Below are 23087 nucleotides of genomic sequence, written 5' to 3' on the forward strand. Positions count from 1 at the left end.
CCGGCCATCGGGCAACCGGTCCGTCGGGCACCCAGCCCGTCGGGCACCCAGCCCGTCGGGCACCCGGCCGTCGGGCGGCCGTACCGACTCGCTCGGCATCGACGACCGCACCACCCGCACCGCCCACACCACCCCGTACGCCCGCGGAGGAACCCACCATGACGAACGAGCCGCCGGACGGCGCGCACGGCCCGCGTCCCCTGGACCGGCGCTCGCCGCTGCCCCTGTGGGCGCAGCTCTTCGCCGATCTGCGCCGCCGGATGGAAGCCGGCGCGTTCCGTGCGGAGTTCCCAGCCGAGCACCGACTGACCGGCGAGTACGAGGTCAGCCGGCACACGGTCCGGGAGGCGCTGCGCAAGCTGCGCGCCGACGGGCTGGTGATCGCCGAGCGCGGCCGCACCAGCCGGCTGGACACCCGCCGCATACAGCAGCCGCTGGGCTCCCTCTACAGCCTCTTCCGTGAGCTGGAGGGCCAGGGCGTGGAGCAGCGCAGTGAGGTGCTGCGGCTGGAGCGGACCGCGGAGGAGACGGTCGCCGGGCATCTGGGGCTGGTTCCGGATGCGCCGCTGGTCGTACTGGAACGGCTGCGGCTCGCGGACGGCGAACCGCTCGCGCATGACACCGCGTATCTCCCCGCCGAGGTCGCCGAGCCGCTGCTGGACGCCGACTTCGGGCACACCTCGCTCTACGGAGAACTGACGCGGCGCTGCGGGGTGAAGGTCACCGGCGGCCGGGAGCGGATCCAGCCGTTCCTGCCGGACGTCCGGCAGGCGTGGCTGCTGGGGCTCGCCGACCGGGAGGCGGCGTTCACCATCGAGCGGCTGGGGCAGGCCGGGGCGCGGCCGGTGGAGTGGCGCGAGACGGTGGTCCGCGGCGACCGGTTCTCGTTCGTCGCGGAGTGGTCCGACCGGAGCCCGGCCGTCGCCCTCGCGCCGCGTGCCTCGTGTCCGTCCTCATAGCCGCCGCGGCGCTGGCGTGCGGACTGCTGATCGGTCTGCTGCTGGGCGCGCTCGGCGGCGGCGGTTCGGTGCTGGCGGTGCCCGCGCTGGTCTATCTGCTGGGGCAGTCGCCGCACGAGGCGACCGCGGGCGCGCTGATCGTCGTCACGGTCGGCTCGGTGACCGGGCTGGTCTGCCATGCCCGTGCCGGGCGGGTCCGGTGGGCGGCCGGTGCGACGTTCGGGGCGCTGGGTACGGCCGGCAGCTACCTCGGCTCCCGGTGGAGCGCGGCGCTGGACCCCGCGGTGCTGATGGCGGCGTTCGCGGGGCTACTGCTCGTGGTGGCGGCGACGCTGGTGGCACGGGGGCTGCGCGAAAGGCGGGCTGCGGACGGCATCCGCCCCTTACGGGAGTCCCCGGAGACGGGCTCTTCAGGAGAGCCGAGGGGGCCGGTTCCCTTACGTGATGCTCCGGAGCCGCCCGCGCCCCTTCGCCACTCGCCGGGCTCTGCGCCCTTACGGGACATCCCGGAGCCCGCGCCGGTACGGGAGACCCCGGGGCTCTCGCCCGTACGGGAAACCCTAGAGCCCTCGCCCGTACGGGACGCCCCAGAGCCTTCACCCGTGCGGGACACCTCGAGCCCGGCTCCCTCCGCAGGCCGGACCGCCGAGGCCTCCCATCTCCCGGGGGCCGACCCAGCGGGGGCCCACCCTGTGGGGGCCCACCCTGTGGGGGCCCACCCCGCGGACAGCAGCCCCCCGGACACCCGCCCTACAGGCACCCACCCCACCGGCCCCCGGCCCGCAGGCTCCCGACCCGCCCGTCCCCTCCGGCCCGCCCGTCCCCTCCGGTTCGCCGTGACCGCGTCCGCCGTCGGGCTGCTCACCGGTTTCTTCGGGGTCGGCGGCGGCTTTGTCGTCGTACCGGCGCTCACCCTGGTCCTGGGCCTGGAGATGCCGGTCGCCATCGGCACCTCTCTCCTCGTCATACTCCTCAACTCCCTTACGGCGCTGGGAACCAGGGCCGGTACGGGGGATCTGGACTGGCCGGTGCTGGCGGGCTTCGCGGCCTGCGCGGCGATCGGCAGTCACCTCGGCAACCGCCTCACCACCCGCCTGCGCCCGCAGACCCTGACCACGGCCTTCGCCTGCCTCGTCACCGTCCTGGCCGTCTCCATGGCGGCCACCGCCCTGCCCCGCCTCTGGTCCCCCTGACGCCCTCGGACCCCAGGGTCCCGATCCCTCGCCCATGCGCCGCCGACCACCCGCATCGCGCCCCCACCACACACCACTCACCAGTCACCACCCACCAGGAGGAAGCACATGGCCCCCGCACCCGCCGCCCCGTCCCACCACCAGGTCCTCATCGTCGGCGGCGGCACCGCAGGCATCACCGTCGCCGCCCGGCTGCGCCGCGCCGGTGTCCGGGACATCGCGCTGCTGGAGCCGTCCGAAACACACTGGTACCAGCCGCTGTGGACGCTGGTCGGCGGCGGCCAGGCCCCGCTGCGCGCCGCGCTGCGCACCGAGGCGGAGGTCATACCGCCCGGCGTGCGCTGGCTGCGGGAGCGCGCCACCGCCGTCGACCCGGCCTCCCGTACGGTCACCACCGCCTCCGGCCGGGTCCTCTCCTACGGGCGGCTGGTGCTCGCCCCGGGCCTGCAGCTCGACTGGGACGGCGTCCCCGGCCTGGCCTCGGCCCTCGGACACGGCGGGGTGAGCAGCAACTACCGGCCCGATCTCGCCCCGCTCACCTGGGATCTGATCCGCCGGATGCGCAGCGGGACAGCGGTGTTCACCATGCCGTCCGGGCCGGTGAAGTGCGGCGGCGCCCCGCAGAAGATCGCGTATCTGGCGGCCGACCACTGGCGCAAGCGCGGCGTGCTGGGCGCGATCCGCACCATCCTGGTGCTCCCGGAGCCTGCGATGTTCAAGGTGCCGGTCTTCTCCCGTGCGCTGACGGAGACGGCCCGGCGGTACGGCATCGAGGTGCGGCTGAGCTCCGAGATGACCCGGCTCGACGGCGCGGCGCGCGAGGCAGTGATCACCGACCACACCACCGGCAAGGACGAGACCGTCCGCTATGACCTGCTGCACGCCGTACCGCCGCAGCGCGCCCCCGAGTGGCTGGCCGACGGCCCCCTGGCCGACCCCGACTCCCCCTTCGGGTACGTCAAGGCCGACCGGGAAACCCTCCAACACCCTGACTTCTCCGATGTGTTCGTGCTCGGCGATGTCGCCAACCTGCCGACGTCCAAAACGGGTGCCGCGATCCGCAAGCAGGCGCCGGTCGTCGTCGCCAACCTCCTCGCCCATCTGCGCGGCCGCCCCGCCACCGCCCGCTATGACGGCTACACCTCCTGCCCCCTGGTCACCGCCCGGCACAAGATGCTGCTCGCCGAGTTCGACTACGACCTGCAGCCCACCCCCTCGATCCCCTTCATCGACACCACCCGGGAACGCACCGACATGTGGTTCCTCAAGCGCTACGGGCTGCCGCAGCTCTACTTCAAGGGGATGCTCAAGGGTCTGGCCTAGGGGCGGAGACTCTTCAGGGGCAGGGATTCAGGGGGCGCCGGCTCAGGGGCGGCGGCCCAGGGGTGACGGCCCAGGGGTGACGGCCTCGGACATGTGGCTTCGTGGCGGTGGTTTCGCGGCAGTGGCTTCGGGACGGTGTACGGGCCCCGGCCTGTCCGCAGGGAGAGCCCGGCAGCCGTCCGGGGAGGCCGGCCGCCGCCGCGCCGGATTCCGTTCTACGCCGCCCTGATCTCGCCCACCACACACCCCACGTTGTCCGGCGCCCCCGCCTCGCGGGCGAGTCGGATCAGGTCCCGTACGGCATGGTCGGGGCCGTCGGCCGTGGTCAGCACGTCCTGGATCGTCTCGGCCGCCACCACCGAGGTCAGGCCGTCGGTGCACAGCAGATAGCGCTCCCCGGGCCGGGCCTCCAGCAGTTGCAGGTCAGGGGCGAACGCGGTGCCGCCCTCCAGCGACCGCAGCAGCAGCGCGCGCTGGGGGTGCGACGAGGCCTCCTCGGGGGTGAGGCGGCCCTCGTCGACCAGCGACTGGACCAGGCTGTGGTCGTGGGTGACGCGGAAGAGGCCGGAGTCGCGCAGGACGTAGGCACGCGAGTCCCCGATGTGCAGCAGCGCCAGCTGCGAGCCGGAGCGCAGTAGCGCGGTGAGGGTGCTGCCGGAGGCCTCGTTGGCCGCCGGGGCGGCGCGGTGTGCCCGATGGGCCGCCTCCTCCAGGACGGCCGGCAGGTCCGCCGAGGCCAGATCCCGGTGCTCCAGTTCCCTGAGCGCCTCGATCGCGGCCGTCGCGGCGGGGCCGCCACGGGGGCCGTAGCCGTCGGCCACGGCCAGCAGCCGCGGTCCCGCGTAGGCGGCGTCCTGCTGGGCCGGGCGCACCAGTCCCTGATCGGTCAGGGCGGCGCAGCGCATCGTCACCGGGGTGAGCGGTTCGGTCATGACGGTGTCCTTCCTGGACAGCTGGTCGACGAGGAAGGCGGCCAGGTCCCGGCGGGCGGCGGTGTCGGCCTCGACCTGCGCCCAGTACGCGGCGACCGCCCCGGCCGCCGCGTCCGGCACCAGCTCGCACACCTCGCGGATGCGGGCCAGCGGCATACCGAGCCGGCGCAGCCAGGCCACCAGCCGGGCCCGCTCCAGCTGGGCCGGGGCGTAGTGGCGGTAGCCGCTTCGCGGGTCGACACGGTCCGGGGTCAGCAGGCCGAGCTCGTCGTAGAGCCGCAGGGCCTTCGGCGAGAGCCGGCAGGCCCGGGCGAACGCCCCGATGGTCAGCAGCTCACCGTCCCCGTGGGGCGCGTCACCCACACCCCCGGTCACCCGTCGGTCCGGCCTTCGGTCCACTCCCCGGCCCGCCCCTCGGTCCACCCGTCCGCCCTCCTCGTACCGGGCGCCTCGCCCGGTACGGCCGATGCTGGGGCTTCCCCCAAGGACAAGGTCAAACGGCTGCCGCCGCCCCGCCCCGGCCGGCCCCGCCCTGGCCGGCCCGGTCCGCCGCCTCCACCGTGTCCGGGTCCGCCGCCTCCGCCGGGTCCGGGTCCGCCGCCTCCTTCGTGTCCGTGCCCGCGCGGGCCAGCTGGTTGAGCGCCGCGGCGGTCAGCGCCTGGACGCCCATGGTGAGGGTCGGCCGGACCACCGGGACGAAGTGCGGCGAATGGTTGGAGGGGATGTCCTGCGCGAGCCGCCCGGCGGCCAGCGCCGCCTGGAACTCCTCCGGGTCCCAGCCGCCCAGCCACCAGTAGTAGAGGGGTGCCCCGGCGGCGGTGGCCAGCAGTCCGGCGTCCTCGCTGCCGGTGGCCGGTTCGTAGGCGAACAGCCGCTGCTCGCCGAAGACTCCGGTGAACTGCTCATTGACCTGCTGCAGGGTCGCCGCGTCGTTGACGGTGACGGGGAAGGAGTCCAGGACCTCGGTCTCGGGCGCCCGGTCCGCACCGGAGGCAGCGGCCTCGGCGCGCGCGATGCGGTCGATGGCGGCCAGCACGGCCGTGCGCACCGCCTCGTCGAAGGTGCGCACGCTGAGCCGTACGACGGCCCGGTCGGGGATGACATTGGCGGTGTCCCCGGCCTGGAAGGAGCCGACGCTGACCACCGCCCGGTCCTTCGGCGCGACCTCGCGGGCCACCACGGACTGCACCCGCTGCACAAAGGCCGCCGCCATCAGGATCGGGTCGACCGTGGTCTCAGGCCGGGAGCCGTGGCCGCCGGTGCCGTGGAAGGTGATCTCCAGGCTGTCGGCGGCGGCCATACAGGGTCCGGAGCAGTACGCGATCAGCCCGGCGCCGAGGGGGGCGACATGCTGGGCCAGCACCACATCGGGCGTGGGGACCAGGCCCTTGGTGTAGAGGCCGGCGTCGAGCATGGCGCGGGCCCCGCTGCCGACCTCCTCGGCGGGCTGGAAGAGCACGACCAGCGTGCCGGACCAGCGGTCTCGGGCCGCCGCGAGCAGGTCGGCGGCGCCCAGCAGACAGGTCACATGGACGTCGTGCCCGCAGGCGTGCATCCGGCCGGGGATCGTGGAGGCGTAGTCCAGGCCGGAGTTCTCGGTGACGGGCAGTGCGTCCATGTCGGCGCGCAGCAGGACAACGGGCCCCGGGCCGTTGCGCAACACGCCGACGACTCCGGTTTCGGCGATGCCGGTGGTGACGTCATAGCCGCAGCGGGTCAGCCGGCGGGCGGCCTCGGCGGCCGTACGGGTCTCCTGGAAGCCGAGTTCGGGGTGGCGGTGCAGGTCTTCGTAGAGGGCCACGAGGTCCGCGAGGCGGTCGTCGAGCGGGGCCAGGACGGCGGCGGAGTCGTCACTGTGCTCGGCGTCATCGGTCGGGCCGGTCATGCCTGTCGTGTCGCTGTCGCTCATACATGCATTCGACCATGGATCGCCGCCCCGCACCGCGCCTCTGCCCCCCACCCACCCCGGAGCCGCCCCGTAGGGGCACGCCGCCCTGCCCTGGCCGGACTTCGCGGGTGCCGCCCTGCCCGATCGTGACACCGAAGCCCGTGACTGCAACCGTGGATCACCCTGCCTGTGGCCAGGACCAGCACGCCCAAGCCGACGACTGGAGGCCGACGTTGGCCAGTTCCCCCACCCCACCGACCGGCGAGCCCCGCGATCTCGCGGCTCATCTGATGGAACAGGCCATGGGCCATGTCTTCTCCGCCGCCCTGCGCACCGCGGCGCACCACCGCCTCGCCGACCACCTCGCCGCGGGCCCCCGCACCCCCGAGCAGCTGGCCGCCGCCACCGGCACCCAGGCGCCGCAGCTGCGCCGCGTCCTGCGCTACCTCGCCACCCGCGGCTTCTTCCGGGAGGACACCGCGGGCGCCTACCACCTGACGCCGTCCGCCGTCCCCCTGCGCACCGACGTCCCCGACTCGATGCACCCGGCCGTCATGATGGCGACCGACGAGCTGTTCCTGCGGACCTCGGCCGCCCTCCCGGAGGCCGTCAGGCACGAGGGCGCGTCCTTCGAACGGCTCTTCGGGGCACCCCTCTTCGAGCATCTGACGACGGATCCGGCCACCCGGCGGGTCTTCGACGACGGGATGTCCTCCGTGTCCGCCCCGGTCGACGCGGCGGTGGCCGACGTGTACCCGTTCCCCGCGGTGGGCACGGTCGTGGACGTCGGCGGTGGCCGCGGCGGGCTGCTGCGCGCCGCGCTGCGCCGCCACCCGCAGCTGACCGGTGTGCTCTTCGACCAGGCGCCGCCGCTGGCCCACCACCTCCTGGAGGGCGATGAGTTGAAGGGCCGCTGGCGGACCCAGGAGGGCGACTTCTTCGCGTCCGTGCCGGAGGACGGCGATGTCTACGTCCTCAAGCACGTCCTGCACGACTGGCCGGACGAGGCCTGCCTGCGCATCCTGCGCACCTGCCGCCGGGCGATGGCGGCGGGCCGCCGGCTGCTGGTCATCGATGCCGTACTGCCGCCGGGCAATGCCCCGCACTTCGGCAAGACCCTGGACGTCGCGATGATGGCGGTGGTCGACGGACGGGAGCGGACCGCGGAGGAGTTCGCCACCCTGCTGTCGGCGGGCGGGTTCCGGCTGACACGGATACTGCCCACACCGGCGTTCCCCTCGATCGTGGAGGCGGTCGCCGAGTAGCCACCACGAACACCCGCGGGCACGAGACGCCGCGACACGAAACGACACGCCGCGACGCGCCGCCCCCAGCTCCTCGGAGGCGGAACGACACGTCGTACCCGCCTCCGTCGTGGATGGCCCGACACGCCGCGCCCACTCCCCGCACCGACCGCCCGACACGCCGCGCCCCGCTCCTCTTCATGGGCGGCACCGCCCGCCCGCGCTGTACTGATGCCGGCCGCCCCGGCCCAGGAGAGGAGCTGATGTGCCGGTCCTCATGCGGGCGCGCCGCCGCGACGAGCAGCACCGCACCGCCACCCCGCTGGAGCTCTTCTTCGACCTGTGTTTCGTCGTGGCGATCGCCCAGGCGGGGCAGCAGCTGGCCCATGCGCTCGCCGAGGGGCACCCGGGACACGGCATCTCCGGATACCTGATGCTCTTCTTCGCCATCTGGTGGGCGTGGATGAACTTCAGCTGGTTCGCCTCGGCGTACGACACCGATGACCCGCTCTATCGCGTGGTGACCCTGGTCCAGATGGCGGGGGTGCTGGTCCTGGCCGCCGGCGTGCCGCGCGCCTTCACCCAGAGCGACTTCACGGTCATCTGGTGCGGGTACCTGGTGATGCGGCTGGCCATGGTCACCCAGTGGCTGCGGGCCGCACTCGCCGGCCGGGACGCCGAGCGGCGCACCGCACTGCGCTACGCCCTGGGGATGACGGCGTGCCAGGTCGGCTGGCTGGGCCTGCTCGCGCTGCCCAAGGAGGACGTCCCATGGGTGTTCGTCGTCGTGGGACTGCTGGAGCTGGCCGTCCCCGCACTGGCCGAGCGGGAGCGGCAGACGACCTGGCATCCGCATCACATCGCCGAGCGCTACGGCCTGTTCACCCTCATCGTGCTGGGCGAGACGGTAGCGGCGGCCACCGTCGCCGTGCAGTCGGCGCTGGACGCGAATGACGAGCTCGGCGTCCTGCTGCCGATCGCGGGCGGCGGACTGCTGCTGGTCTTCGCCGCGTACTGGATCTACTTCGCGGTCCCCATCCACCGTCACCTGCACTCGAACCGCGAGTCGTTCCTGTGGGGCTACGGCCACTACCTGGTGTTCGGCTCGGCGGCCGCGGTGGGCGCGGGCATCGAGATCGCGGTGGAGGAGGCGTTCGGCAGGGCGCATCTGTCGGCGTTCGCGGCGGCCGCGTGTGTCACGGTGCCGGCCGCCCTGTTCATGATGACGGTGTGGCTGATCCACTCCCGGCACCACAAGCGCGGCGCGGCGCAGCAGCTGGTGCTTCCGGTGTCCTCGCTGCTGGTCCTGGTGTGCACCTTCGCCGGGCACCGGGCGGTTCTGGCGGCCGGCCTGGTGGCATCCGGCGCGGTGGCGGCCGGCGTGTTGCTCACATCCCGTCAGGGTGCCGCACCGCTGGAGTAGAAGCGCCCCGGCGTGTTGCCCACACCTCGTCAGGACACCGCACCCGTGGAGTGGAAGTGCCCCGGGCGTGTTGCCCACACCCCGTCAGGGAGTCGCGCCGATGGAGCAGAAGCGACCGGGCATGCCGCCGCCCTCACCCGTCTGAGCACCGCACCCGTGGAGGGCAGCGGCCGCCACGTCACCCATCTCGGCGAGCGCCCCGGCACGGATCTCGGCAAGCGTCCCCGCACGGGCCTCCCGGCGCGCCCGCAGGCCTCTCTGCGCCTCCCCCATAAGCGTGCCGAACTGCCGTGCAAACCTCCGCAACCGCCCTGATCCGGCATCAGATTCGGCCATCTTCGCTTCCTTCACCGGAGGGGCCCTTCACCAGCAGCACCCTCGGTGCCGCCTTCACCCCATACCCCGTCAATTACCCACCAATGGACACCGCTTCCCGCCACTTGGCGCCCTCGTTCCCCACCGTTCACCGGGGCCAGCGGAGGCGCGTCTACTCTGAAGCGGTAGGGTGCAGATTGCCCTTTTTATGACAGGGGCGCCCCGGGAAAGAGCCGCAGAAAAACCCGGGGACCGACCGCCGTCCGTACCTGAGGAGACGCCAGCCATGGCCCGCCACGCTCAGTCCCGCGCGCGGACGAGACTGTCCCGGCGCAGCAAGGCCGTGGGCGGTCTCGCCCTCTCCACGCTGGTCGGCACCGCCCTGTGGGCGTGGCCCGCGTCGGGCGACGACCACACCAGCGCGACCGACGCCAAGAGCACCACGTCCTCGACGGCTTCCGGCCCGGACACGCCACGCGTCCCCGTGTCCGCCGCGAAATCCGCCCCGAACGCCGCACCGAATGCCCCCGCGGGCCGCCCCATCCCGGGCCTCAGCGACGCCGCCAGGAAGCGGATACCGGCCGACTCCCGGCAGGCCCTGGTCGTCACGGGCAAGGGCATGGACTCCTTCGAGTCGCGTGTCGTCCTCTACACCCGCGAGGAGGGCTCCGACGACTGGGAGCCGGGCCCCACCTGGTCCGCGCACAACGCCGCGCACGGCTGGACGGACGACCACCGCTACGGCGATCTGCGCTCCCCCATCGGTGTCTTCTCGCTCACCGACGCGGGCGGGCTGCTGAACGCCCCCGAGGACACCAAACTCCCCTACGACCACAACACCAGCTTTGTCGCCGACGGCACCGGCGTGGAGGGCGAGCCGCTGGCCGGCGCCTTCGACTACGTCATCGCCATCAACTACAACCGGGAGCCCGGCACCTCTCCCCTGGACCAGCAGCGCCCACTGGGCGACGCCAAGGGCGGCGGCGTCTGGCTGCATGTGGACCACGACGGCCCCACCCAGGGCTGTGTGAGCCTCAAGCCCAAGGTGATGCAGGAACTGCTGCGCACCCTCGACCCCGACCTGCACCCGGTCATCGTGATGGGGCCGGCCGGTTACCGGGCATCCGCCGATGACTGAGCACCCGCCGGTCACTGAGCACCCGCCGTACCCCGCGGGGCCGCAGGACGCGCTGACCGATGTCCTCGGCCTCCGGGTCGGCCACGCCCAGCGGACCGGGGGCGGGTACCTCACCGGCACCACCGTCGTCCTGGCCCCCGAGGGCGGCGCCGTCGCGGCCGTCGACGTACGCGGCGGTGGCCCCGGCACCCGGGAGACCGACGCGCTCGACCCGCGCAACCTCGTCCAGCGCATCGAGGCGGTCGTGCTGACCGGCGGCAGTGCCTTCGGTCTTGACGCGGCATCCGGTGTCGCCGGCTGGCTGGAGGAGCGGGGCCGCGGTTTCCGCGTCGGCCCCGACCCCGCGCAGGTCGTACCGGTCGTGCCGGCCGCGGCCCTCTTCGACCTGGGGCGCGGCGGCGACTGGCGGGCCCGCCCGGACGCCGCACTGGGCCGGGCGGCGGCCGCAGCCGCGGCGGACACCGGGCCCGGCGCCCCGGTCGCGCAGGGCAATACGGGCGCCGGCACGGGCGCGGTGGCCGGCGGCCTCAAGGGCGGCATCGGCACCGCGAGCGCGGTCCTCCCGTCGGGCGCCACCGTCGCCGCGCTGGCCGCCGTCAATGCCGCGGGCTCCTTCGCCGACCCGCGCACCGGCGCCCTCTACGGCCGGCTGTACGAAAGCCCGGCGGACCTGCCCTCCCCCGAGGTGCACGCCGCCGCCGCGCGCCGGCTGGCCGAGGCCGGGGAGATATCCCGGGCCCGCTCGGCCGCCTCCGTCCGCCCGCCGCTGAACACCACCCTCGCCGTGGTCGCCACGGACGCCACCCTCACCCGCGCCCAGGCCCTCAAGCTCGCCGGCACCGCCCACGACGGGCTGGCCCGCGCGATCCGCCCCGTCCATCTCCTGTCCGACGGCGACACGGTCTTCGCGCTGTCCACCGCCACGCGCCCGCTCGCCCCCGAAGAGGCCCGCGCCGAAGCGGCGTTCGACGTGCACGCCGAGGCCGGGGCCCTCAACCAGATCCTGTCCGCCGGCGCGGACGTCCTGACCCGCGCCGTGGTCCGGGCCGCCAGGGAGGCGGAAACGGTGGACGGGCCCGGCGGGGTCTTCCTGTCGTACCGCGACCTCTACGGGACGGGCTGATCCCCTACGGGACCCTGCTCCCTTACGGGACGGCTTGATCACCTACGGGATGGCTTGACCCCCTACGGCATGGCCTGATCCTCTGCGGGACGGCCTGATCCACGGACTCCCCGACCCACGGACAGCCTGATACGCAGACGGCCATCCGTACCGTCGGTCACCCTCCAACTGCGCCGAGCACCGCCCATCGGACCGGTCACACCCCCACCGCCCCCAGCACCGACCCCGCGGCATACGTCACCCCCATCGCCACGGCGCCACCGCCCACATTCCGCAACACCGCCCGCCCCACCGGCGCTGCCCCCAGCCGGGCACTGCTCCAGCCGCACAGTGCCAGCGCCGCCAGCACCGCGACCACCGTGATCCACAACCGCTGGGCGGCCGGCGGCAGCACGATCGCGAGCAACGGCAGCAACGCCCCCGCCGTGAACGCGAGGAAACTCGCCCCCGCCGCATGCCAGGGATTGGTGAGCTCGTCGGGATCGATCCCCAGCTCCACCTCCGCATGCGCACGCAGCGCGTCATGCTCGGTCAGCTGCTCGGCGACCTCCCGGGCCAGTTGCCCGTTCAGTCCCTTGCCTTCCAACATCTCCGTCAGTTCGATGAGTTCGGCCTGCGGCTCGGTCGCCAGTTCCCGCTTCTCCTGGGCGAGCGCGGCCTTCTCCGAATCCCGCTGGGTGGAGACCGATACGTATTCACCGGCCGCCATCGACATGGACCCGGCCAGCAGTCCGGCCAGTCCCGCGGTCAGCAGCGCGCCACGGGCATCGGTGGCTCCGGCCACTCCGACGACGAGTCCGGCGGTGGAGACGATGCCGTCATTGGCGCCAAGTACCGCCGCCCGCAGCCAGTTGAGGCGGCTGCCGAGCCCGCCGCCGTGCGCCTCGTCGTGGTCCGGTGTCTGCACAGTCATCGTCAGAGCGTCCCATCCCCACCGGGCGCACCTCCCCCGACGCCACCGCCCCGCCCCGAATGGGCCGGTGGTAGAAACGGCTTATGTCCGCACCACCCCCCTCCCCGCCTCCCCAGCCGCCACCACCCACGCTCGTCCAGCCGGCTCCCCGCAAGCCGGCACCACGCCGCCGACTGTGGTGGCACCAGCTGATATTCGGGCTCTGGTACCGCCCGGTGGAGGTGCTGGACGAGGCACGGGACCGCAGTGCCTGGAGCGCCGCCGTGCTGCTGTCGTTGATCAGCGGTGGCATCGGGGTGCTGTCGGTGGATGCGTTCCACACCCAGTGGGCCGTCGACCACGCCGCGGCGCTGAAGCTCCTCGGGCTGGGCGAGGCGGGCGTGCTGGCCGCCAGCCTCGCGCTGGGCTCGGTCGCCCACGCCATCGCCCGGACGCTCGGCGGCATAGGCCGCTTCGCGCCCACGGCAAGCTTGTTCATCGTGCTCTTCTGGGTGACGGATCTGCCGCGGATGGCCATAGCGGCCTGGCTGCCGACCGATGCCACCTTCGTCCAGGCCGCGACCTGGACGACCTGGGGGTTCGGCTACGTCCTCGCCGTACTGCTGATACGCGGCCAGCACCACCTGTCGACGTGGAAGTCGGCGGCGGCGGTATCGGTACAGATGCTGGCCGCGCTGGCGATGCTGCGGCTGGGCCCGGTGCACTGAGACCGGTGCGCCGAGACCCGTGGCTGCGACCGGTGCGCCGAGACCGCGTACCGAGGGCGGTGCGTACCTGGAACGGTGCGTACCGAGAGCGTGCGTACCGGGACCGGGCTCAGGCCGGTTACCCGGTCAGCTCCCGTCGGCTCCGGTCGGCTTCCCCGGCCGGCCGCGGCCGGTCAGCTCCGGCTGGTCAGCTGCCGTACGAGACCCTCGAACGCCGCACGCTCGGCGGCGCTCAGCTCCACGCACTCCGACGGCGGCCCGGCCGGCCCGGTCTGCCGAGGGACGGAACCGAGCAGCCCCCGCTGTGCGGGCAGCCCTTCCGGGGACGGTGGGGCGAAGCGCCTGCGCGGCGCGTATCGCGCCCGCATTTCCCGCTGGTCACGCCACATGGCCGACTCGTACCGCCCCCGGCGCAGGAGTCTGGCCAGCCCGACGACCCAGACGATGGCCACAGCCAGCAACACGCCGAGGCCGATCTGCTGCAGAATCGAAGCGGAGGGGAGCATGCGGTCCTCCCGGACGGATGAGGCGCTGGGGCAGAGCCAGTAGACACCACACGCCAGGCCGTCCGACAGGGGATCTTGGGACTTAAGTCCCGAAGTGACGCATCTCCTATGACATTTCGCTACATTCCCGTCACGGCGCGGCACATCGGCCGCCCAAGAGGCCGTCACGGCAGGGTGCACGCCACCCGGTTGGCCACCCCGGAGGCTTCCCCTCGGCGAAGGCCGTCGCGGACGATGACGGCACCTCGTCCGCGACGTGAGGAGTACGCACGTGCCGCAGCCGCACCGGCCGCAGCCCCCGCCGTCCACCGGCGCCGACACGAACGCCAAGAGCAGCAAGCGCCCCAGGACCGCCAAGAGCACCACGAAAGCCGCAAACGCCACAAACGTCACCAGCGCGGCAGCCGGAGACGCAGGAGCCGCCGAGCCACCCGCCCGCGCCCTGGAAGGCATCCTCGTCGCGGACTTCAGCCGGGTGCTGGCCGGTCCGCTGGCCGCCGCGACGCTCGCCGACCTCGGCGCCGAGGTGATCAAGGTGGAGCGTCCCGGCACCGGCGACGACACCCGCGCCTGGGGCCCGCCGTTCGCCCCCGACTCCGCTTCCGGGGACCCGTCAGAGAGCGAAGGCGGAGCGCAGCGGAGCAGGACGGCCGCGTACTTCGACGCCGCGAACCGCTCCAAGCGCGGCCTGGCCCTGGACCTCGCCGACCCGGACGACGCCGCCGCGGCCCGTGAGCTGGCGCGCCGGGCCGATGTACTGATCGAGAACTTCCGCCCCGGCTCGCTCGCCGCATACGGCCTGGACCACACCGCCACCCGCGCCGCCAACCCCGGCCTGGTGCACTGCACCATCACCGGTTTCGGGTCCGGCGCCGGCGCCGCGCTGCCCGGCTACGACTTCGTGGTGCAGGCCGTCGGAGGGCTGATGAGCATCACCGGCGAGCCCGGCGGGCCGCCCCTGAAGGCAGGTGTCGCCCTGGTGGATGTCCTGACCGCAAAGGACGCCGCCACCGGCATCCTCGCCGCGCTCCGCCACCGCGACCGGACCGGCCAGGGGCAGCTGGTGGAAGTGAATCTGCTCTCTTCCCTGCTGGGCTCGTTGGTGAACCAGGCCTCCGGCTACCTGGCCACCGGCCACGACCCGGGCCCGATGGGCAACCGCCATCCGAGCATCGCTCCGTACGAGACGCTGGCCTGCCGGGACGGGCAGCCGCTGGCGGTAGCCGTGGGGAACGACCGTCAGTTCCGGGCGCTGACGCAGGTACTGGGCGCACCGGAGCTCGCCGAAGACGTCCGGTTCGCCCGCAATCAGGACCGGGTGCAAAACCGGGCAGATCTCATCAAAGTACTGGAAAACCTCCTGTCCACCGACACCCCGCAGGCCTGGACCGAGCGGCTGACCCCGGCCTCGGTGCCCTGCGGTCCGGTCAACAGCCTCTCCGAGGCCCTGGAGTTGGCGGAGCGGCTGGGCCTCGATCCGGTAGCCTCCGTCGGCGAGGGTCGTATCCCCCAAGTCACCAGCCCGCTCCGCCTTTCGGCCACGCCGGTGACCCAACCCTCCGCTCCACCCCGCCTGGACGAACACGGCGCGCCACTGCGAACCTGGCTATCGGGACCGGCCGACCAACCCCTCCCTTTGCATATGTGACCTTCGTCACAACCGGGCCCCACCCGCAACCAAATCTGCCCGTTGGTGCTGTTTACCAGCACGGAATCACAACACCCTTGTATGGAGCAGCTCGTGACATCGCCGGACAACCCCGCACCCGCACGGTCCCGCACTCCGCACCAGCTGCTCCAGTCAGCCGAGCAGCCGGCGTCCGGTGCGCCGCGCCCGCACCGCCGGATGCGCCGCACTCTGGCCGTCACCGCCCTGTTCGCGGCGGGTGCGCTGGCCCTGTCCGCCTGTGGCGGGGACGCCTCGGCCGGCGGCAATGACGACGGCAAGAACGGCCAGGCCGGTGCGGATGCCGCGGCCAAGAAGGACGCCTCGGACGCCAAGATCAAGGTCTCGGCCAAGGACGGCGCCACCAACGCCAGCATCAACGACACCGGTGTGAAGGTCACCGGTGGCAAGTTGACCGATGTGAAGCTCACCGCCGCCGACTCCGGCACGGCCGTGGCCGGTGCCATATCGTCCGACGGCTCGTCCTGGAAGCCCGGCGCCCAGCTGGAGCGCGGCACCAAGTACAAGATCGTGGCGAACGCGAAGGACGCCAAGGGCCGGCCCGCCACCGAGAACGCCTCCTTCACCACGGTCTCCACGGCCAACAGCTTCATCGGCAGCTACACCCCCGACGACGGCAAGACCGTCGGCGTCGGCATGCCGGTGTCCTTCAACTTCGACAAGGCGATCACCAACAAGAAGGACGTCCAGTCCCACATCACGGTGACCTCCAGCAGCGGCCAGGAGGTCGTCGGCCACTGGTTCGGCGCCCAGCGCCTGGACTTCCGGCCCGAGGACTACTGGAAGGCCGGCTCCAAGATCACCATGAAGATCGACCTGGACGGGGTCAAGGGCGGCCAGGGCATCACCGGCGTCCAGTCCAAGACAGCGTCCTTCACCATCGGGCGCTCGCAGGTCTCCACCGTCGACATGAACACCCAGACCATGACGGTCAAGCGCGACGGCAAGACCTACAAGTCCATCCCGATCTCCGGCGGCAGCGCCGACCACCCCACCTACAACGGCCAGATGGTGATCTCGGAGAAGTTCGCGCAGACCCGGATGGACGGCTCGACCGTCGGCTTCGGTGGTGAGTACGACATCAAGGACGTCCCGCACGCCATGCGTCTGTCGTCGTCCGGCACCTTCATCCACGGCAACTACTGGGGCCCGTCCTCCGTGTTCGGCAACTCCGGCACCAGCCACGGCTGCGTCGGCCTGCGCGACAGCAAGGGCGGCGGTGGCGACACCCCGGGCAAGTGGTTCTTCAACGAGTCGCTGGTCGGCGATGTCGTCATCGTGAAGAACTCGCACGACAAGACGGTCCAGCCGGACAACGGCCTCAACGGCTGGAACCTGTCCTGGTCCGACTGGAAGGCGGGCAGCGCGGCCTGACGGCCAGCGCCCGCAGAACAGCTGCACAGAGACGGTGGCCGGTCCCGGACGGGGCCGGCAACCGTTTTGTGCGCGCGGGGCGGGCTTGTGTGTAAGGGGCGGGCTTCCGTAGGGGCGGACCTCAGGGGCGCGGTTCCGCCGGGCTGTGCGGTTCCGCCGGGCTGGGCGACTTCGCCGGGCTGGGCGACTTCGCCGGACCGTGTGGATGGGCCGGGCTGTGTGGGGTTGCCGGGCCGTCCGGATCCACCGTGCTCCGCAGCGGAGCCTCCCGTACGAACCAGGCGGCCGCGAAGCCGAGCGCCGCCAGCGCCGCGGCTCCGGTCAGGACACCGTGCAGCCCGCTGGTGACCGCCGCCCGGTAGGCCTCCCGCACCGGTGCGGCGAGCCCGTCCAGCGCCTGTGGCGTCAACTGCCCGGCCCTTCCCGTCAGCCGGTCCGCGGCGCCCTCCCCCAGCCGCTCGGCGAGCCCGCTGTGCAGCCGGCCGGTGAAGACGGCGCCCAGCAGGGCGACACCGAGCGAGCCGCCGACCGTACGCAGCAGCGTCACGGTGCCACTGGCGGCGCCCATGTCGCGGGGCTCCGCGCTGTTCATGGTGATCAGCATGGTGCTCTGCATGACGAACCCGATGCCCATCCCCGCGACGACCGTGAGCCCGGAGGCCAGCGCCGTCGCGGTCTCCCTGCCCAGCAGCAGCAGGACGAGTACGCCCGCGGTCAGCACCCCGCCCCCCAGGATCGGGTAGATCCGATAGCGGCCGTTACGGCTGATCAGCGCCCCGGTGCCGAGCTGCACGCCCAGCATCCCGAACATCAGCGGCAGCAACAGCAGACCGCCGGCCGTCGGCGACAGGCCCTGCACGAACTGCATGTACTGCGGCAGATAGCTGGTCATCCCGAGCATCACCGCGCCGATGAGAAAGCTCAGAATCTGCGCCAGGGTGAAGTTGCGGCTGCGGAACAGCCGGGGCGGGATGACCGGCTCCACGGCCCGCCGCTCGACCCGTACGAACCAGGCCAGGGCCACCACGCTCACGGCCGCCAGCCCGAGGATCTGCGGTGACCGCCACCCGTACCGGACGCCGCCCCAACTGGCCAGCAGGGTCAGCGCAAGGATCGCGCCGGACAGCAGCACCACACCCGGGTAGTCGATCCGCGCCGGGCTCCGCTCCGTGCGGCCCAGCCGGATCCAGCCCCCGACGATCACCAGCGACACCACCCCGATCGGCAGATTGACGTAGAACGCCCACCGCCAGCTCAGATGGTCCGTGAGAAAGCCGCCCAGCAGCGGCCCCCCGATGAACGCGACCGGCATCATGGCACCGATCATCGACTGCATCCGGCCGCTCTGCCGCGGCGGTACCAGCACCCCGATGATCGCCAGCGCCCCGACCATCAACCCGCCCGCGCCCAGCCCCTGCAGGGCCCGGAAGGCGATGAGCTGCGCCATGTCCTGCGCCAGCCCGGACAGCATCGACCCGGCCAGAAAGAGGGCGATCGCGGCCATGAACGTGCCCTTGCGGCCGTAGAGATCGCCCGCCTTCCCCCAGATCGGTGTCGCCACGGCGGTGGTGAGCAGATAGGCCGTCACCACCCACGACAGCTGGTCCAGCCCGCCGAGCTCCCCCACGATCGTGGGCAGCGCCGTACCCACGATCAGACCGTCCACCATCGCCAGGAACATCCCGAGCAGCAGCCCGAAGACCCCTAAGTACAGGGACCCAGGGGGGCGGGTCCCGCCGCTCGGCGTCCCCTCGCCCGTCTCGTCCGTCGCTCCCGTCCGGCCCTTCGCTCCCGTCCGGTCGGCCGCTCCCGTCGCATCGGCCGCTCCCGTCGTGCCGTTGACCGCCATTGCTGCGCCCCCTCGCATGTCACGTGTACTACGTATCGGTTGGATACAACGTACACATCAGCGTGTACAGCGTCTACAATTGATACGTTGTACGCGATACTTCGGCAGGACCCGGGAAGCGGGAAGGAAGTGAGCGCCATGACCGGCAAGAAGCCCGGCGCAGCCAAGAACGGGCAGCCGTTGCCGTCCGGGCCGGCCCCGGACACGCCGGGCACTCCGGACGCGTCCGACCCGGCGGCGGTCTCTCTCTGGGAGCGCCTGGACCGCCCGGCGCCGGCGCCGCGGGCCACCCTGACCCCGCAGAAGATCGCCGCGGCCGCCGTACGCATCGCCGACACCGACGGCATCGACGCCGTCACCATGCGGCGCCTGGCCACCGAGCTGAGCGTCGCGCCCATGGCGGCCTACCGCTATGTCTCCGGCAAGGCCGACGTCCTGGACCTGATGACGGACGCGGTCTACGCGGACCTCACGCTCCCCGACGACGTGGAGAACTGGCGCGACGTCATGCGCGCCAACGCGCTGCGCTCCCGGGAGATCGTGCTGCGCCACCCCTGGCTCATCCAGATCTCCTCGCCGCAGTCGTTGCGCGCGCTCACCCCCCACCGGATGGCCATGGCCGAGCGCGGGCTCGCCTCCCTGGACGGCCTCGGACTCGACGTCGACGCGATGATGGCCGTGCTCGGGACCGTCAACTCCTATGTTCACGGGGCGGTTTCGGCCGAGTGCGCCCACTATTCCCTGATGCGGGAACAGGGCGCGGCCAGCAACGACGACCTGCGCCTCGCCCTCGCCCCGCAGATGCGCTACCTGATCGGCACCGGGCGCTACCCCACCTACCACCGCTATCTCCTCGAGGCCACCCGCAAGGACGACCCGCAGTGGCGCTTCGAAACCGGCCTCGACAGCGTCCTCGACGGCATCGCGGCCCGGCTGGGGATCTGAGCGCGGGCTCCCCGGGAAAGTGGCGAGCCCCCGGGAACGTGGGCAGCGGGCCCCTCATACCGGTCCAGCGGCCGTCGGATGCTTGATGCTCCGACGACCGCTGGACCGGTCTGGGGGCTGTGGGGCTGCGGGGCCGGGTTGACGGGCGGTAGCGTCCCGGCTGACGAGGCGTTGCACCCGGCGGGGGCTTACGGGTGGTAGCGCTCGGCGATCTTCGTGGCGGTGCCGCCCGTCACGGTCACCCGGACGTCGACGTTGCCCATCTTGGCCGCCTTGCGCGCGTCGTCGAGGGTGCACGGGGTGGTGCCGTAGCCGGAGGCGTCCGTGTGGACTCGGCCGTCGGGGGCCTCGCAGAGGGCTGCCGCACCGAGCACCTTGGTGCTGTCGAGGAGGTGGAACGCCTGCTCCGGACCGCTGTCCGGGGCCACCGTCAGCTTGTCCTCGGTAAGCCACATCAGCTTGCCGGTCCAGGTGCCGCTGACGCCCTTACGGCCGCCGGAGGCACCGCCCTGTCCGCCGGAGCTGCCCGTCGCGGAACCCTGGCCTCCGGTCGTGCTCGTGTGAGAGGTGCCCTTCCCCGCGGCGGACCCGGAGCCACCGCCCGCCTGCCCGCCCGTCGAGGACGAACCTGCGGAGGAACCACCCGTAGAGGAACCGCCGGAGGCCGAGCCACCGGAAGCCGAGCCACCGGACGGGGCATCCCCCGCATTCGAGCCGCCGTTCGCGGCCTGGCTGCTCGCCGCGGAGGGCGCGGCCGACGCTTTGCCGTCCCCGCTCTGGCAGGCGGTCAGCGAGAGCCCCGCGGCGGCGATGAGGGAAGCGACGGCGAGACGACGACCGCGGCGCAGGGTGGTGGTGGCGAGCGACATGAGGATCCCCCGAGGTGGTAAATGGTGCCTGGCAACGGGTGCCGGGTGCCGGGTGCCTGGTGCCTGGTACCGGGTGTCTGGTGCCCTTCGGCATGACACCCAGGACTCTCGCCGCGGCTGCTAAAGATCTGCTAACGCACGAGTAACTTCGCGGCGCGTTCCGTCAGAGCCCGTCGTGGAGCGCGGTGGAGGGCGGGCGTGCCGAGGCCTCCACCGGGTGTCGGCGGAGGCCTCGGGGTGTTCGGGCGGGGACGGGACTCGCGCGGAGTCGGGGCTCGGGAGAGGACGGGGCTCCAGGCGAGGTCGGGTCGGGGCTCGGGAGGAGGAAACGGAACTCCAGGCGGGGACAGGGGCTCCAGGCGGGGACGGGGATCAGGCGGCGAGGATCAGGCGGCGGCGGTCACTTCGGCCTCGCCCTCGGCCGGCGAGTCCGCCGCACGGGTCCGCGGTGGCTTGCGGAGGCCCTTGAGGAGGATCACCAGGGCCGCGCTGACGCCCGTACCCGCGGCGATGGCGAGCAGGTAGACGAACGGCTGGCCGATCAGCGGGACGACGAAGATGCCGCCGTGTGGGGCGCGGAGGGTGCAGCCGAAGGCCATCGACAGGGCGCCGGTGACCGCGCCGCCGGCCATCGCGGCGGGGATGACGCGCAGCGGATCGGCGGCGGCGAAGGGGATCGCGCCCTCGGTGATGAAGGAGGCGCCGAGTACCCAGGCCGCCTTGCCGTTCTCCCGCTCGGCCTTGGTGAAGAGCCGCCCGCGGACGGTCGTGGCCAGCGCCATCGCCAGCGGCGGCACCATACCGGCCGCCATCACCGCGGCCATGACCTTGAGGCTCCCCTCGTTGGGGTTGGCGAGGCCGCCGACCGCGAAGGCGTAGGCGACCTTGTTCAGCGGGCCGCCCAGGTCGAAGCACATCATCAGGCCGAGGATCACGCCCAGGATGATCGCGTTGGCGCCGGTGAGGCCGGACAGCCAGTCGGTCAGCCCCTTCTGCAGCGCGGCGATCGGCTTGCCGATCACGAGGAACATCAGGAAGCCGACGATCGCCGAGGAGATCAGCGGGATGACCACGACCGGCATGATGCCGCGCAGCACCGGCGGGATACCGACCCGCTGAATCGCCATCACCACCGCACCCGCGATCAGACCGGCGATCAGACCGCCGAGGAAGCCCGCGTTGATGGTGAGCGCGATGGCGCCGCCGACGAAGCCGGGAACGAGGCCGGGCCGGTCCGCCATGCCGTACGCGATGAAGCCCGCCAGCACCGGGACGAGGAAGCCGAACGCGACGTTGCCGACCTGGAAGAGCAGGGCCGCCCAGCTCGTGGACTCGGTCCACAGGAAGTGGTCGGCGACGGACGGCGCCTTGTTGATCGTGTAGCCGCCGATGGCGAAAGCGAGCGCGATGAGCAGGCCGCCCGCGGCGACGAACGGGACCATGTAACTGACGCCGGTCATCAGCCATGTGCGCAGGCGGGTGGCGAAGCCGTCACCCGTGGCGGCGTCCTTGTCCATGGGAGCGGCGGCACGCGCGGGGGCGGACGCCTCGCCGCGTTCGGCCTTCTGCCGTACCTCGGCGATGAGTTCGGCGGGGCGGTTGATGCCCGCCTTCACCCCGACATCGACGGTCGGCTTCCCGGCGAACCGCTCCTTCTCCCGCACCTCCACGTCATGCGCGAAGATCACACCGTCCGCGTCCGCGACGAGCTGCGGATCGAGCCGCTTGAACCCTGCCGAGCCCTGGGTCTCGACGGACACCTCGACGCCGGCCGCCTGCCCGGCCTTCTCCAGCGATTCGGCAGCCATATAGGTGTGCGCGATGCCGGTGGGGCAGGAGGTGATGGCGACGATACGGAAGGGAGCGGCCTGGGCGGGGCTCTTGGGGGCGGGGGTCTTGCGGGCGGCGTCGGGGACAGCCTCGGGGGTGGTCCCAGGGGCGGCTTCGGGGGCGCTCTCAGGGGCGCCCTCAGCGGCAGGTTCGGCCTCCGAGGACGGCTCAGGGACAACCTCGGGGGTGGAGTCGGGGGCAGCCTCCGGGGTGGTCCCAGGGGCAGCCTCGGAGCGCGCGTCCTCATCCGAGGCCGAGGCCGGTGTCGGTGTCGGGGCCGAGGGTTCCTCCGCCGGCGCGTCCCCGCGGATCAGGGCCGCCGTATGCTCCGGTTCGGTGGCGGACCGCAGCGCGCCGGTGAAGGACTCGTCCATCAGATGCCGGGCGAGGGTCGAGAGGATCGACAGATGGTCCGCGTCGCCGCCCGCCGGGGCCGCGATCAGGAAGATCAGGTCGGCCGGCCCGTCCGGCGCACCGAAGTCGATGCCGGAGGCGCTGCGTCCGAAGGCCAGCGTCGGCTCCGTGACATGCGCGCTGCGGCAGTGCGGAATTCCGATCCCGCCGTCCAGACCGGTCGGCATCTGGGCCTCCCGTGCGGCTACGTCCGCGAGGAAGCCCTCCAGGTCGGTGACGCGACCGTGGGCGGCCATCCGCTCGGCCAGGGACCGTGCGGCGGCGTCCTTCGTTTCTGCGGACAGGTCGAGGTCGACCAGTTCCGCGGTGATCAGCTCACTCATCGCGGGCTCCCTTGCGCGCGGTACCGCCGTGCGGGCGGTGGGGACGGAACGGGGGGTGGCTGGGGCGCCTCCCGGCGTGGACCGGAGGGAGGGAACGAGGGGTCGGTCGCGGAGGACCAGGAGCCACAGGGG

Annotated in this window: 18 protein-coding genes; 11 read left to right on the forward strand and 7 right to left on the reverse strand. The window is 72.7% G+C overall.

The window, feature by feature from the left end; all coding sequences use genetic code 11:
* Positions 1–158: 158 nt before the first annotated feature.
* The 3 genes from ABR737_RS19490 to ABR737_RS19505 all read left to right on the forward strand — a co-directional run bounded on the left by ABR737_RS19490 (position 159) and on the right by ABR737_RS19505 (position 3475).
* The gene (locus tag ABR737_RS19490) at positions 159–959 is read left to right on the forward strand and encodes a GntR family transcriptional regulator (RefSeq protein WP_350251444.1); all 801 of its coding nucleotides are present in this window, start codon (positions 159–161) and stop codon (positions 957–959) included.
* On the forward strand, positions 944–2152 hold the full coding sequence (locus tag ABR737_RS19500) for a sulfite exporter TauE/SafE family protein (protein ID WP_502964346.1): 1209 nt from the start codon (positions 944–946) through the stop codon (positions 2150–2152). The genes ABR737_RS19490 and ABR737_RS19500 overlap by 16 nt, the downstream gene beginning before the upstream one ends.
* A gap of 108 nt (positions 2153–2260) precedes the next feature.
* Positions 2261–3475 carry an NAD(P)/FAD-dependent oxidoreductase gene (locus ABR737_RS19505; RefSeq protein WP_350251445.1) on the forward strand — a complete coding sequence of 405 codons (1215 nt, stop codon included), beginning with the start codon at positions 2261–2263 and terminating at the stop codon, positions 3473–3475.
* A 215-nt stretch (positions 3476–3690) separates the two neighbouring features.
* Here the strand turns inward: ABR737_RS19505 and ABR737_RS19510 are convergent, their stop codons facing one another.
* Together ABR737_RS19510 and ABR737_RS19515 are read right to left on the reverse strand one after the other, a co-directional pair.
* Positions 3691–4770 carry a MerR family transcriptional regulator gene (locus ABR737_RS19510; RefSeq protein WP_350251446.1) on the reverse strand — a complete coding sequence of 360 codons (1080 nt, stop codon included), beginning with the start codon at positions 4768–4770 and terminating at the stop codon, positions 3691–3693.
* 130 nt (positions 4771–4900) lie between these two features.
* Positions 4901–6316 carry an amidohydrolase gene (locus ABR737_RS19515; protein WP_350251447.1) on the reverse strand — a complete coding sequence of 472 codons (1416 nt, stop codon included), beginning with the start codon at positions 6314–6316 and terminating at the stop codon, positions 4901–4903.
* 212 nt (positions 6317–6528) lie between these two features.
* Here ABR737_RS19515 and ABR737_RS19520 point away from each other — a divergent pair, with 212 nt between their 5' ends.
* From ABR737_RS19520 to ABR737_RS19535, 4 genes are all read left to right on the forward strand, one after another.
* Positions 6529–7560, forward strand: a complete 1032-nt coding sequence (locus ABR737_RS19520) for a methyltransferase (protein WP_502964489.1) — start codon at positions 6529–6531, stop codon at positions 7558–7560.
* Between the two features lie 244 nt (positions 7561–7804).
* Positions 7805–8962: a low temperature requirement protein A gene (locus tag ABR737_RS19525; RefSeq protein ID WP_350251449.1), complete on the forward strand. Its 1158-nt coding sequence runs from the start codon at positions 7805–7807 to the stop codon at positions 8960–8962.
* 601 nt (positions 8963–9563) lie between these two features.
* The gene (locus tag ABR737_RS19530; RefSeq protein ID WP_350251450.1) at positions 9564–10415 is read left to right on the forward strand and encodes a hypothetical protein; all 852 of its coding nucleotides are present in this window, start codon (positions 9564–9566) and stop codon (positions 10413–10415) included.
* Positions 10408–11538 (forward strand): P1 family peptidase, encoded by a 1131-nt coding sequence (locus ABR737_RS19535; protein ID WP_350251451.1) that lies wholly within the window; start codon positions 10408–10410, stop codon positions 11536–11538. The genes ABR737_RS19530 and ABR737_RS19535 overlap by 8 nt, the downstream gene beginning before the upstream one ends.
* A gap of 196 nt (positions 11539–11734) precedes the next feature.
* On the opposite strand, the gene ABR737_RS19540 is transcribed toward ABR737_RS19535, so the two are convergent.
* Entirely contained in the window at positions 11735–12451 is a 717-nt protein-coding gene (locus ABR737_RS19540; RefSeq protein ID WP_350251452.1) for a VIT1/CCC1 transporter family protein, read from the reverse strand.
* An 83-nt stretch (positions 12452–12534) separates the two neighbouring features.
* Between ABR737_RS19540 and ABR737_RS19545 the strand changes: the two genes are divergently transcribed.
* Positions 12535–13158: a hypothetical protein gene (locus ABR737_RS19545; RefSeq protein ID WP_350251453.1), complete on the forward strand. Its 624-nt coding sequence runs from the start codon at positions 12535–12537 to the stop codon at positions 13156–13158.
* Between the two features lie 173 nt (positions 13159–13331).
* On the opposite strand, the gene ABR737_RS19550 is transcribed toward ABR737_RS19545, so the two are convergent.
* Positions 13332–13664 carry a hypothetical protein gene (locus ABR737_RS19550; protein WP_350251454.1) on the reverse strand — a complete coding sequence of 111 codons (333 nt, stop codon included), beginning with the start codon at positions 13662–13664 and terminating at the stop codon, positions 13332–13334.
* A 442-nt stretch (positions 13665–14106) separates the two neighbouring features.
* Here ABR737_RS19550 and ABR737_RS19555 point away from each other — a divergent pair, with 442 nt between their 5' ends.
* Together ABR737_RS19555 and ABR737_RS19560 are read left to right on the forward strand one after the other, a co-directional pair.
* Positions 14107–15312 carry a CaiB/BaiF CoA transferase family protein gene (locus ABR737_RS19555; protein WP_350256850.1) on the forward strand — a complete coding sequence of 402 codons (1206 nt, stop codon included), beginning with the start codon at positions 14107–14109 and terminating at the stop codon, positions 15310–15312.
* Positions 15313–15393: 81 nt separating this feature from the next.
* Positions 15394–16725, forward strand: a complete 1332-nt coding sequence (locus ABR737_RS19560) for a L,D-transpeptidase (RefSeq protein ID WP_350251455.1) — start codon at positions 15394–15396, stop codon at positions 16723–16725.
* Between the two features lie 121 nt (positions 16726–16846).
* Here the strand turns inward: ABR737_RS19560 and ABR737_RS19565 are convergent, their stop codons facing one another.
* The gene (locus ABR737_RS19565) at positions 16847–18574 is read right to left on the reverse strand and encodes an MDR family MFS transporter (protein ID WP_350251456.1); all 1728 of its coding nucleotides are present in this window, start codon (positions 18572–18574) and stop codon (positions 16847–16849) included.
* Between the two features lie 138 nt (positions 18575–18712).
* On the opposite strand from ABR737_RS19565, the gene ABR737_RS19570 reads away from it, so the two are divergent.
* On the forward strand, positions 18713–19519 hold the full coding sequence (locus ABR737_RS19570; protein ID WP_350251457.1) for a TetR/AcrR family transcriptional regulator: 807 nt from the start codon (positions 18713–18715) through the stop codon (positions 19517–19519).
* Positions 19520–19707: 188 nt separating this feature from the next.
* On the opposite strand, the gene ABR737_RS19575 is transcribed toward ABR737_RS19570, so the two are convergent.
* Together ABR737_RS19575 and ABR737_RS19580 are read right to left on the reverse strand one after the other, a co-directional pair.
* Positions 19708–20388, reverse strand: a complete 681-nt coding sequence (locus ABR737_RS19575; RefSeq protein ID WP_350251458.1) for a hypothetical protein — start codon at positions 20386–20388, stop codon at positions 19708–19710.
* 386 nt (positions 20389–20774) lie between these two features.
* Positions 20775–22955, reverse strand: a complete 2181-nt coding sequence (locus tag ABR737_RS19580) for a fructose-specific PTS transporter subunit EIIC (protein ID WP_350251459.1) — start codon at positions 22953–22955, stop codon at positions 20775–20777.
* Between the last annotated feature and the right edge of the window lie 132 nt (positions 22956–23087).

The sequence above is a fragment of the Streptomyces sp. Edi2 genome, from assembly GCF_040253635.1.
GTDB lineage: Bacteria > Actinomycetota > Actinomycetes > Streptomycetales > Streptomycetaceae > Streptomyces.